Annotated in this window: 14 protein-coding genes; 5 read left to right on the forward strand and 9 right to left on the reverse strand. The window is 56.5% G+C overall.

Annotated features, from left to right (window positions below; genetic code table 11):
* Nucleotides 1–7: 7 nt before the first annotated feature.
* From SADFL11_RS12890 to SADFL11_RS12900, 3 genes are all read right to left on the reverse strand, one after another.
* Nucleotides 8–565, reverse strand: coding sequence for a LemA family protein (locus SADFL11_RS12890; RefSeq protein WP_040452916.1), 558 nt, complete (start codon nucleotides 563–565; stop codon nucleotides 8–10).
* 159 nt (nucleotides 566–724) lie between these two features.
* The gene (locus SADFL11_RS12895) at nucleotides 725–1690 is read right to left on the reverse strand and encodes a glycine--tRNA ligase subunit alpha (protein ID WP_040451578.1); all 966 of its coding nucleotides are present in this window, start codon (nucleotides 1688–1690) and stop codon (nucleotides 725–727) included.
* Nucleotides 1691–1880: 190 nt separating this feature from the next.
* Nucleotides 1881–2477, reverse strand: a complete 597-nt coding sequence (locus SADFL11_RS12900; RefSeq protein WP_008188672.1) for a TetR/AcrR family transcriptional regulator — start codon at nucleotides 2475–2477, stop codon at nucleotides 1881–1883.
* A gap of 109 nt (nucleotides 2478–2586) precedes the next feature.
* Between SADFL11_RS12900 and SADFL11_RS12905 the strand changes: the two genes are divergently transcribed.
* From SADFL11_RS12905 to SADFL11_RS12915, 3 genes are all read left to right on the forward strand, one after another.
* Nucleotides 2587–2904 (forward strand): YciI family protein, encoded by a 318-nt coding sequence (locus SADFL11_RS12905; RefSeq protein WP_008192826.1) that lies wholly within the window; start codon nucleotides 2587–2589, stop codon nucleotides 2902–2904.
* Between the two features lie 196 nt (nucleotides 2905–3100).
* Nucleotides 3101–3487, forward strand: a complete 387-nt coding sequence (locus SADFL11_RS12910; protein ID WP_008191677.1) for an MAPEG family protein — start codon at nucleotides 3101–3103, stop codon at nucleotides 3485–3487.
* 124 nt (nucleotides 3488–3611) lie between these two features.
* Nucleotides 3612–4202, forward strand: coding sequence for a hypothetical protein (locus SADFL11_RS12915; protein WP_134853025.1), 591 nt, complete (start codon nucleotides 3612–3614; stop codon nucleotides 4200–4202).
* 33 nt (nucleotides 4203–4235) lie between these two features.
* Here SADFL11_RS12915 and SADFL11_RS12920 read toward each other — a convergent pair whose 3' ends face one another.
* The 5 genes from SADFL11_RS12920 to SADFL11_RS12940 form a co-directional block, all read right to left on the reverse strand.
* Nucleotides 4236–4469 carry a hypothetical protein gene (locus tag SADFL11_RS12920; RefSeq protein WP_008190791.1) on the reverse strand — a complete coding sequence of 78 codons (234 nt, stop codon included), beginning with the start codon at nucleotides 4467–4469 and terminating at the stop codon, nucleotides 4236–4238.
* Nucleotides 4470–4577: 108 nt separating this feature from the next.
* Nucleotides 4578–4763 (reverse strand): hypothetical protein, encoded by a 186-nt coding sequence (locus SADFL11_RS12925; protein ID WP_008193716.1) that lies wholly within the window; start codon nucleotides 4761–4763, stop codon nucleotides 4578–4580.
* A 47-nt stretch (nucleotides 4764–4810) separates the two neighbouring features.
* Nucleotides 4811–5668, reverse strand: coding sequence for a S49 family peptidase (locus tag SADFL11_RS12930; RefSeq protein ID WP_008191079.1), 858 nt, complete (start codon nucleotides 5666–5668; stop codon nucleotides 4811–4813).
* Nucleotides 5669–5758: 90 nt separating this feature from the next.
* Nucleotides 5759–6394: a PilZ domain-containing protein gene (locus SADFL11_RS12935; RefSeq protein WP_008196019.1), complete on the reverse strand. Its 636-nt coding sequence runs from the start codon at nucleotides 6392–6394 to the stop codon at nucleotides 5759–5761.
* Between the two features lie 309 nt (nucleotides 6395–6703).
* On the reverse strand, nucleotides 6704–7606 hold the full coding sequence (locus SADFL11_RS12940; protein ID WP_008196457.1) for a uracil-DNA glycosylase: 903 nt from the start codon (nucleotides 7604–7606) through the stop codon (nucleotides 6704–6706).
* 396 nt (nucleotides 7607–8002) lie between these two features.
* On the opposite strand from SADFL11_RS12940, the gene SADFL11_RS12945 reads away from it, so the two are divergent.
* Complete coding sequence (locus SADFL11_RS12945) at nucleotides 8003–9679, forward strand: electron transfer flavoprotein-ubiquinone oxidoreductase (RefSeq protein ID WP_008192970.1); 1677 nt, start codon at nucleotides 8003–8005, stop codon at nucleotides 9677–9679.
* Nucleotides 9680–9768: 89 nt separating this feature from the next.
* On the opposite strand, the gene SADFL11_RS12950 is transcribed toward SADFL11_RS12945, so the two are convergent.
* Complete coding sequence (locus SADFL11_RS12950; protein WP_040452912.1) at nucleotides 9769–10539, reverse strand: nuclear transport factor 2 family protein; 771 nt, start codon at nucleotides 10537–10539, stop codon at nucleotides 9769–9771.
* Between the two features lie 178 nt (nucleotides 10540–10717).
* On the opposite strand from SADFL11_RS12950, the gene SADFL11_RS12955 reads away from it, so the two are divergent.
* Nucleotides 10718–11095, forward strand: coding sequence for a winged helix-turn-helix transcriptional regulator (locus SADFL11_RS12955; RefSeq protein ID WP_008189338.1), 378 nt, complete (start codon nucleotides 10718–10720; stop codon nucleotides 11093–11095).
* Nucleotides 11096–11340 lie beyond the last annotated feature (245 nt).

Genomic DNA, 11340 nt, shown 5'->3' on the forward strand with positions numbered 1-11340 from the left:
AAACTTCTTAAAATTCAACCTTCGGAACAGCGCGCTCCGCTGCGTCCTCGATCTCGAAATACTCTGCTTTTTGAAAACCGAACTGGCCCGCGATCAGGTTGGACGGGAAGCTTTCTACGGCAACGTTGAGGCCACGCACTGCGCCATTGTAATAACGCCGGGCCATCTGGATGGCGTTTTCAATTTCATCAAGGGAATTGTGCAGATCCGAGAAATTCTGGCTGGCCTTGAGGTCCGGATACTCCTCGGCGACGGCAAACAAACGGCCCAATGCCTGGGTGAGCGCGCCTTCCACCTTTGCCCGGCCAGCAATGTCGCTTCCCGAAACAGCGGCGGCATCCGTGCGCAGCCGGGTGACATTTTCCAGCGCCTCCTTTTCATGGGACGCGTAGGCCTTCACCGTCTCAACGAGATTCGGGATCAGGTTGGCACGGCGCTTCAGCTGGACATCAATCCCGCTCCAGCCTTCCTCGACCATCTGCCGCTTTTTCACCAGCGCGTTGTAAAAAAGGATCGCGAAAACCGAGAGCGCGATCAAAAGAGCGAGAACAAACCAAGTGGTCATCAAAACCTCCGAACCATTTGCAGCGGAGGCTAGCCGGACTTGCACCAGATGTCATCGGCCGGTGGCCGGGAAGACGGTCAAAACCGGAAAAGTGTAATCCAGACCACACTTTTCCCGGTCCATTGTGGTTTTTCCCAAGCTGGTTACTGGAGCCCGGCGTTATTCAGCGGCCTGATTGTGATAGCCGACGCCGCCGGCTTCCGTTTCCAGGAACGCTGCGCCGCAGGCCTTTGCAAGCTCGCGAACGCGCAGGATGTAGCTCTGGCGCTCAGTCACGGAGATCACGCCGCGGGCATCCAGAAGGTTGAAGGCATGAGAGGCCTTGATGCACTGGTCATAGGCCGGCAGCACCACCTGATGAACCGACAGGCCGTTGTCGTCGCGGGCCTTGGCACCAGCATCCAGGATGGCGCGGCATTCGGCTTCCGCATCCTTGAAGTGCTGGAACAGGGTTTCGGTGTTGGCGTGCTCGAAATTGTAGCGGGAGTATTCCTGCTCGGCCTGCAGAAATACATCGCCATAGGTGACCTTGTCCGCCCCTTCCATGCCGTTGTAGTTCAGGTCATAGACGTTATCGACGCCCTGAATGTACATCGCCAGACGCTCCAGCCCGTAAGTCAGTTCGCCGGACACCGGCGAACACTCAAAGCCCGCGACCTGCTGGAAGTAGGTGAACTGCGACACTTCCATGCCGTCGCACCAGCATTCCCAACCGAGACCCCAGGCCCCCAGCGTCGGGCTTTCCCAATCGTCTTCCACGAAGCGGATGTCGTGCACCTTCGGGTCGAGCCCGATGGCGTAGAGCGAATTGAGATAAAGCTCTTGAAGGTTGGACGGAGACGGTTTCAACAGCACCTGGAACTGATAGTAATGCTGCAGGCGGTTCGGGTTCTCGCCATAGCGGCCATCGGTCGGGCGACGGGACGGCTGCACGTAGGCTGCCTTCCATGGACGTGGCCCCAGCGAGCGCAAAGTCGTTGCCGGGTGGAATGTGCCGGCGCCAACTTCCATGTCATAGGGCTGCAGAACCACGCAGCCCTGATCGGCCCAGAAACGTTGCAGCGTCAGGATCAGGCCTTGGAAGGAATTTTCAGGGCGCATATGCGCCGGAACGTCGCTCGACATGTTTTCGTGTTCCTGAGAACGGAGGCTTGGCTAAATCCGGCAAGGGCTCTCCTCGCCTGTTGGCGCGACAGGTGCCACGGAGGACGGGAGAGGTCAAGGGTGGGAAGTAAACGCCACTCACGAGTTGAGGACCGTTTTCCGGAATTGAGCGCTCTTCCAAACCAAAATGGACAATTTTTGCCAGAAGAAATCAACACTCACCTTCGCTCAAGAGACGCTTAGCTGAGTGGCCCGCAGCAACGCGCACTTCCTTCGCCAGCGTTGAATCTGGTAGCGCGCGGGAAAGAACCATCCCGCCGACGCACAGCGCAGCGATCGCTTGAGCCCACTGCCTGTTGGTGCTGTCGTCGTAGGACATGTTTGTCTCAAACAGAGAGACCATAGCCTCCAGCAGGGTTTGAAAAGACTGCTGTGCCTCTATCCCACCTCTCGCAATATCCGAAGGCAACGCGATCATCGGGCACTGCCCATCCAGATCATTTAGGTGTTCCGGCGACAGATACGCGTCGATCATTTGGTGGGCCATTTCGGGCCGCAGGTTGGTGACATCGACACCGGCATCTTCCCGCCACTCTGCGCCGCGCCCCATTAGAAAGCTCATCACTGCCTCGCTGAAGAGCTCTTCCTTGTTCTTGAAATGATTGTAAAAACCGCCGCGGGTCAGTCCGGCTTCCTGCATCACCATGTCGATCGACACGCCGTTGAAGCCATGCCGATTGAACAGGACACGCGCGGTCTCCACGATCTTCTTTCGCGTTTTATCCTTGTGTTCAGCGCTATAGGGCATCGCTTCCTCCGATACGACGTGTACTTAGCACCGCCTCTAAAAATGTTCTTTATCATATTTTGATTTGTGCCAATCCTTCTCTCCTTGATTGAAACAAGGAAAATTCAACATGCCCAAATTTTTGCTGATTTATCACGGGAAGCCTGACATCCAGAGCCGGGAGGATGGTGTCAATCACATGCAGGCGTGGAAAGCCTGGAGCGCCTCCATCGCTGAGGCTGTCATTGATCCAGGCCTTCCGGTCGGGCCGTCGAAAACGATCACGCCAGATGGTGTCGAGGATCACGGGGGAGCCAATCCAGCAAGCGGCATGACCGTTCTACAAGCCGACACAATGGAAGATGCGATTGCCTTGGCCAAAGGCTGTCCTCATCTCTGCGGGACCGGCACGATTGAGATCGCAGAAGCTTTGGACATGGAGATGTGAGCCAGCAAGATCTGGCCCCTGACAAAGACATGGGTCTCGTGCGGAGACCAGCTGGAAACCAAACAGCTCGCCCCTTCGATCTGTAAGACGCTCCGATCGAAGCCGTCCATGAATCAAGTATCAATTGATCGGCGGTGTTCGCTTTGTTGACATCAACGGAGCCCGCATCGCCGACGGAGATCAAAAGTGACAATCAATGACCCAAATCCTGCTGCCCGTCACAATTACCTTTACCAGCCTGCTCGCTATTTCTCTCATCCCGCTGACCGGCTGGATCGGTCTGCGCCGCGACAAAATCGGTGGTGTCTTTCGAGGAGACGGCGATGATGCAACGCTCTTCAAACGGATCCGGATACACGGAAACCTGATGGAGAATGCGCCAGTCTTCATCCTGGTTCTGGGAGCATCCGAAATGGTTGGGCTTGGACAAACGTGGCTGTGGCTGGCTGTTGCCGTTTTTCTCATTGGGCGTGTCTTGCACTTCATTCTCTTTGACAGCCGCACACGGGGCTTCGCCATGCTTGTCACTCTGCTGCCGGGGATGCTGATGGGCTTTTGGCTTTTGCTGCGGATCTGGCGATGAACAGGACCTTACGAAAACACCTTCGCCTTCTCTAAGAAGAGAATGTAAGCTTACCAATCCTACAAAAATGCACCGTTGCCCGGCCGTCACAGTGTTCTAAGTGTCCAAAGACAGGAGACAGATCATGGACGCAAGTTCGGCAGGTACGGAAACGCGAACTTCGAAAACCTTCGGCGCAGGGCGGGATCTCAGTGTTTACATGACGCTGGTGGATGACCGGCTGAACATTTTATCCGTGTTCGACGATCTGCGCTACGACCGCTCCGACGCCGATATCATGAGCCCGGGCATGCGCACCCACGCCGTTCAACAACTCAAGCGCCACGGGTTCAAGCAGACGTCCGGATCTGTCCTGCACAATAAGGCCGATGATGTGTTCTGCTATATCCCGAAGCCCCAGGTGCTTGGGGCCTCCCCGTTCGACGTACTGCGCTACACGCCGAAGCGGGAGCGGGACTATTACATCCTCACGCCCACACAAACGGCCTGCCAGATCATCGACACCTATTCCTTCGATGAAGCCCTGGAGAAGGTGTCGGCGCTTATTCAGAAGCAGCCGATCAATCTCTACCGGCTGATGGATTATCTGGAGCGCAAACCGGTTCACGAGACGATCCGCGAGGCGCTCGGGCACTTCAAGTTCATCCAGCGCAAGGCCGTGCAATCTGAACCGCTGAAACGCCGGAAAGCGTTGGGGTCTGGCCTTTTCGGCTAGGAGTCGGCAACGGGTGTTGTCCCGGCTGGCCCGTCAATGCAGGCTCAGCAAGACTTCTATGTCCCGCAGCGTGAGCGGCGATAGCAGCGCCCTGTCTTCATTGCTGAGATTTGTGCCTTCGTCGACTTGCTGTTTGATCTGCAGTGCGATCTGGCTTGTCGGCTGGTAGTACAGATCCGGGTTCGATCTGCTCAAGTCTTCAAGCAAACGCGTTATGAGTTTCTTTCGCTTTTCAGCGTCCAAATCGCCGTGCTTTTCCTGCAACATGGCTCTCAATCCTTTTTGAGTTCAATATCTTGTGTCAGGAAAAATAGCGCACGGCGCTTTGTGGTCGAGCCACCGCCTCAAGGTTTCTGAACGACACTGAAAACCGTTTTAGCTCTGGGGCCGGTATTTTCCGCTGACGGGATCCAGAACAAGCTTTTCACCGCGCCCGGCCGGATCGGCCTTTGCAGCTGCCTTGGAGATCTGCGCTTCGACATTCGCCATCTTGCGCTTGATCCGCTGGACGATCCAATATCCGCCAACCGCCAATGCCGCGGCCCCAATCAACTCGGTCATCTTATATCCCCTGTTACTGACCTAGCTCACACCCTCAATACGTTTTTTTAAAGACCAAAGCGCTGCCACATGAGCCGCTCCTCGGCAGCCGAAATCAGTTCATTGCCAAGGCCCGCGGTCAGGGCCCCGGCTTCCAAATTGACGCCGACACCGCCCTTGCGCCCAAACAGTCCGCGCGGGGCGGAAATCAACTTGGCTTCCGCCTTGTCTCCGTAGCGTTTCTTCAAAACACCGCGCAAATCGCCAAGGGAATCCACAAGCCCGAGATTAACCGCGCTGGTTCCGGTCCAGAACTTGCCCGTGAACAGATCTGGTTCATCCGACAGGACGTCCGCCCGGCGGGACTTCACCATGTCGATGAAGGTGTCGTGGATCTCCTGCTGCAGGGTTTTCAGGTATTCAATGTCTTCCGGCACTTCCGGCTGGAACGGATCGAGCGTGACCTTCTTCTCACCGGCCGTATAGACCCGGCGCTCAACACCAATTTTTCCAATCAACTCCGTGAAGCCAAACCCGGCTGCGACAACGCCAATCGAGCCGACAACGGAGGACGGATCGACGATGATCTCATCGCCCGCCAGCGCAATCATGTAACCGCCACTGGCCGCAACATCCTCAACAAAGACCAGAACGTCCTTTTCGTTCTCCTTCGCCAAATCCCGGATCCGCTGGAAAATCAGCCGCGATTGCACCGGCGAGCCCCCTGGAGAATTCACGATGAGCGCCACAGCCGGCGCTTTTTTCATGGAAAAGGCGCGCTCCAGCGGCAGGGCTGCGGTTGCCAACGACAGACCCGGCCGCAACGGGCTGGACATGCCGATGGGCCCCTGCAGGCGCACGACTGGAATGATGGGGGCGTCATTTTTCAAAAATCCGGGCAAAAACCGGCGCAAGGAAGACAGCACGAAGAGGTAATCCTGAATAGTTTGTTGTTTCAGGAGATATAGGTGCTGGTTCGAAAGATACCACTGCGGTTTCGCAACAAGGCAGCGGGATCATCGGGCCGGAATAATGTGCGGCTGTTTCGCCAGGGTCTTTTTGCGGCTTCCGTTGGCACCGGCTTTTTCGGCGAGGCTTGGCGGCCGGATCGTCTTGGCCGCCATAAACTCGGTTTTTCCGCTGAACTGCCAATTCATTTTGACACCCGCATAACCATTGGCGCGCCAGACGATGCTACCGCCAACAGGCAGATCCATGCCCGGGATCCGCAAAGCAATGGTGTCCGGCAATTGGTCCAGCTGATTACAGAAAAAGCGGCATCCAGACAGGCTGGCATCCACGATCTGACAACTCACCGGAGGCATTCCGTGTCCAGGAATAACCGAGGCCGCGATGGAAACAGTGCGGCGCTGTTCCTTGCGCTTTTCCCGTTTCGTAACGTCTTCGAACAAGAATGACACCCGGACGTCTTCTTCCAGGATATCCCGGATCTTGCCCTTGACCATCTTGTCCAGACCGGACAGGCGCAGGCCGATCAGTTTGTTTTTTTCCGAGTGGGAGGTGTCCCGGATCCGGCAACCGGATCGGGTAATATCTGTGGCGACCGCCTCCTCGCAATCCAAGGTCTCGAAGTCGAGAACCAGGACCATGATGTTGGAGCCGCCGGAATATCGGTCAAAGATTTCCTTCACATCCAGTCTCCCGCTGACAGTGGTTAAAGACCACTTCCAGTTGGGGAAAGACCATAGCCCTCAAAGCGCAAAAATATTGTTAATTCTACCGGTGACCCTAGGATGTATTTGTTGATATTTTTACATTATACTTACAAAAGAAACGTTTTTCCGTTTTATTACAGATCTTTACAACAAACTCGCTCAGCTTTCCCTGCCATCCAGAATGCAAATATTTGAGCTTGTATTTGAAAAGCGGCTGCATTTTCTTAAATAAATTGACCGAACGGTCAGTTGCAACCAGTGCACTGCGCCGCCTCAGTTCGTCGGTCAGCCGAGCTCGGACAGCTTGGATTTCACGCTTAGAAAATCGCGCCAGGACAGCCGTTTTTCCAGCGGGCTGCGCAGCAGATAGGCCGGATGGTACGTGGCAAGGGCCGCGACCTGACGCCCAGCGACCGGATAGGTCATCCAGCGGCCGCGCATTTTCCGGATACCGTCCTGCACGCCAAGAAGCGTCTTCGCAGAGGCTGCGCCTAGAAACACAACCACATCCGGGTTCACCAATTCGATCTGGCGCTGGATGAACGGGCGGCAGATCTCCGTCTCCTGCGGTGTCGGCGTCCGGTTTCCGGGCGGCCTCCAGGGCACCGTGTTGGCGATATAGACCCGGGATCTGTCGAGGCCGATCGCCGTGAGCATCCGGTCAAGCAGCTGGCCGGAGCGGCCAACGAACGGTTTGCCTTGCAGGTCCTCATCGCGGCCCGGCGCTTCGCCAATCAACATAACCCTCGCATCCGGGTTGCCATCGGCAAATACGAGTGATTTGGCCGTGCGTTTCAAGTTGCAGCCGTCGAAAGCCTCAAGACAGGCCCGCAGATCAGCCAGAGACCCGGTGCTGGAGGCCAACTCTCGCGCCGTGGAAATGACCGCCTGATCCGGGATTGCTCCGTGATCGGTGGGACTGCGGGTACCGGCTCCAACGGCCGGCGCAGCCTGGGTTGGTCTAGGCTGAGAGGGGGATTGATTCTGCGGAGAGACCTGCCGCACCTGTTGGGATACGTTTTGCCCCGGAGCAGCAACTGGCTGAGCTGCAGCCTGCGGTGTGGCACTCTGTTGGCGTGCTTTTGCCTGGACTTCGGAGAGCTGAAACCAGTCAACGACGTCTTCACCCAGCGATGCATCAACGCCGGATGCCAGATAGAAATCCAGCAGGGCTTCCAGATGCCGCATATCAGACGGGCTGTGTTGCAAACGAACTCTCCAACAGGGCCGAGCGCCCAGAGACTGACCGCAAATGCAGTCATCAGATGAACCGGTAAACTAAGCTAAGAGGTCATGCCTGCCAAGGCGGCAGCACACAGCCGCAGTGATCCTACCACACCCTTTGCGTAAAGAGCTGCGCACACAAACACGAAGGCACCACATCGACCGGCAGACATAATTACGTTTACGTAAGCGTCACTTTTACACTTGACGCCCGAGCCGAGCTTTGGTCTATCTGGCCCCAAATAGGAGCATTCAGCAACCGGCTTCGCATTTTCATATGCAAAATGTCGCGAATTGCCTGTCATTGAACGGCAAATCGCGCGAAACCGGCATTGCGAACCTTGCGGAGGGAGACATTTCATGAGCGAACAGGACGCGCTCGGCGAACGCGAAAGCATGGACGTGGATGTGGTGATCGTCGGCGCTGGCCCGGCAGGTCTGGCCGCCGCGATCCGTTTGAAACAAATCGCCAATGAAAAAGGCGAAGACATAAGCATCGTGGTCTTGGAGAAAGGCTCCGAGGTTGGCGCGCACATCTTGTCTGGCGCGGTGATCGATCCGGTTGCCCTCGACAAGCTGCTGCCGGAGTGGCGCGCGGAAGACACGCCGCTGAAAACCCCTGTCACAGACGATCAGTTTATTGTGCTTGGCCCGGCGGGCTCCATGCGCCTGCCAAACATGTTCATGCCAAAGCTCATGAACAACCATGGCAATTACATCGTGTCGCTTGGCAATGTCTGCCGCTGGCTCGCGGAAAAGGCAGAAGCGCTCGGCGTCGAGATCTATCCGGGCTTTGCTGCAGCCGAGATCCTTTATGACGACAACGGCAATGTCACGGGCGTTGCGACCGGCGACATGGGCATCGGCCGTGATGGCAAGCCGAACGCAATGTTCACCCGCGGCATGGAGCTGCGCGGCAAATACACCCTGATCGGCGAAGGCGCACGCGGATCTCTTGCCAAAGAGCTGATCGAAAAGTTCGAGCTCGACAAGGACAGCGATGTTCCGAAGTTCGGCATCGGCATCAAGGAACTCTGGCAGATAGACCCGGCAAAGCACAACCAGGGCCTGGTCCAGCATTCCTTCGGCTGGCCCCTGGACGGCAAGACCGGCGGCGGCTCCTTCCTGTATCACCTGGAAGACAATCAGGTGGCCGTCGGCTTCGTGGTGCACCTCAACTATGAAAACCCATGGCTGTCGCCGTTCGATGAGTTCCAACGGTTCAAAACCCATCCGGCCGTCCGCGAGACGTTCGAAGGCGGCAAGCGCCTGGCCTACGGAGCGCGCGCCATTACAGAAGGCGGTTATCAGTCCGTGCCGAAACTGTCCTTCCCGGGCGGTTTGCTGATGGGCTGCTCCGCCGGCTTCGTCAACGTGCCGCGGATCAAGGGATCGCACAACGCCATGCTGTCGGGCATGCTGGCGGCGGAAGAAGTCATGGCCGCGATTGGCCGCGGCGAGGCCAACACCGAGCTGGCCGCCTATGATCAGGCGTGGCGCGACAGCGAGATTGGCAAGGATCTGTGGAGGGTCCGCAATGCCAAACCTCTCTGGTCGAAATTCGGCACGGTTCTGGGCGTTGCACTCGGCGGTCTCGACATGTGGACCAACGAGCTGTTCGGCTTCTCCTTCTTCGGAACCATGAAGCATGGCAAGCGGGACTCTGAGACCCTGAAGCCCGCCAAGGATTGCAAGAAGATCGATTATCCGAAGCCGGATGGAGTGATTTCCTTCGACAAGTTGTCATCGGTCTTCCTGTCGAACACGAACCATGAGGAAGATCAGCCGATCCACCTCAAGGTCGCCGACGAAACACTGCAAAAGATGTCCGAACACGACATCTTTGCCGGCCCCTCCAATCGCTACTGCCCGGCCGGGGTTTACGAGTGGGTGGAAGAAGGCGAAGACGCGCCGCGCTTCCAGATCAACTCGCAGAACTGCGTGCACTGCAAGACCTGCGACATCAAGGATCCGAACCGCAACATCACGTGGACGGTGCCGGAAGGGGCTGGCGGTCCGAACTACCCGAACATGTGATCTGCCGCTCGCGGCGAAAACAATAGTAGAAAGCCTGGACGTCCAACTGGACGCCCCGGCTTTTTCTTTAGTCAACGTTTTGAGGCTGCTCAGAACTTGCCGTTGTCGTGGGCCATCTCTGCCAGGATCGGGGACACGACGTCCCAATGCTCGACGATCTTGCCTGCCTCGACCCGCCACAGATCAAAAAACGCCCAGGGCTCACCGCCCATGACGGCATCGGAGGCAACAAACACGAAGTTGCCCTCGGCAACAACGATCTGAGGCTCAAACTTCGTGATCACCTGGCCCTGGGCCGCAAACTCTTCCATAGCCTTCATAAGACCGTTGAGCCCGTCACCGATGAGCGGATTGTGCTGAATGTAAACCGCCGGATCCATGTACTGGGTAACGTTCTTCGGCGCCGCACCGCCAAGAACGTCCCGCACGAAGCCGACAACCAGTTCCTTGTTTTCCTGCGTTCGGTCATGGTCAGTCACCTCGACTGGGCCATCGGTCATTGACCGTCCGGAGACAGTTTCCTCGGGCGGTGCCTGTAGATTGTCCCAATGCTCGGCGACAACACCATCTTCAACCCGAAAAACATCAAAAGCGATCAGGCTCGGCGCCCCAAACACATCTGCATTTTCATAGGTGTTGTGAAAGACGACGTAGTCGCCTTCCGAGATCACACGATGTGTTGTGACGGTCAAACCGGCGTCTTTCACAATAGGGATCGCGCTCAGCAATCCGTCCGCGCCGGTCGGGATCGCGGGATTGTGTTGAATGTAATCGGGCGCCAGCAACGGCTTGGCAGCCTCCGGATCATGATCCACGAAAGCTGCAGTCAAAAGAGCAAGTACCAATTCTTTGGGCGACATGTTTGTATCCTCTGCTTGTGCCGTCACCATAGTAGGTATTCATTCCGCACCAACAGTCAATTACGCACTAATTTGTCACAAGGTATGCTCCAGGATACCTGTTGTTTTACCGTTTGTTCTGACACATAATTCTGGTTTGATATCTGCAACTGGTACCCTAAGCATACTGAGACATCCCATGCTCCCGATTGGTGTTGAAACCAAGGCTGAAGCCTCGAACTGCCCGATCCGATCCGTTCTGTCCAATGTCACCGGCAAATGGCGCATGATCATTGTTCTGGCGCTGGAAGACGGACCGATGCGTTTTGGCGAGATCAAACGCTGCATCGGAGATGTCACGCAGCGAGTGCTGACGGAAAATCTGCGCGGACTGCAGCGGGACGGCTATCTCACACGCACGGTCGATCCAGGCCCGCCGGTCGCTGTGTCCTATGAACTCACCCCGCTCGGCCAAAGCCTGGTTGCCACCTTGAAGCCTCTGGTGTTTTGGTCCGGCGAGCAGATGGAGCAGGTTAAAACAGCCCGCTTGGAGTATGATCGGGCTCATCCGAAATAAGCCCGTCTTACGAACGGAAATTACTGGAGGGGCCGCGCAGACTTGAAACGCGCCCTAAACCTGCCACGTGGCATCAGTCCTTATTGGTGCTGGACACCAGCTGAGGATTGATGCCCCTAAAACCAGAGTGGGATACACATAAACAAAAGTTATGGCTTAAAAGATCCATCAAATACAAAGACTTACCATTAAACCCAACGTTGCTGGCGCGCATCCTTCCGGAGGCAAAACACACAACACAACCG

The organism is Roseibium alexandrii DFL-11 (genome assembly GCF_000158095.2).
GTDB lineage: Bacteria > Pseudomonadota > Alphaproteobacteria > Rhizobiales > Stappiaceae > Roseibium > Roseibium alexandrii.